Annotated in this window: 1 pseudogene; it reads right to left on the reverse strand. The window is 47.6% G+C overall.

The annotated features are described in order from the left end of the window. Positions 1-212, reverse strand: a pseudogene (locus A3729_RS10315) (flagellar biosynthesis protein FlhF); the annotation flags it as partial.

The raw sequence follows: 212 nt of genomic DNA on the forward strand, positions 1-212 counted from the left end.
CTTTAATTCCTGCAGCTGCTCAGACCAGCACACGTCGGTATGCATTAGGCCAGCAGTATCAACCAAGACAAGTTTTTTGTGACGCAAGCCATCAAGTATGGTATCCAGACTATGACGCTCATCAACAACATGGACAGGCACATTGAGTATTCTGCCAAACACCTTTAGTTGCTCGTGCGCAGCTATGCGGTATCTGTCAGTTGTCACCAAGG

The organism is Oleiphilus sp. HI0043, assembly GCF_001634935.1.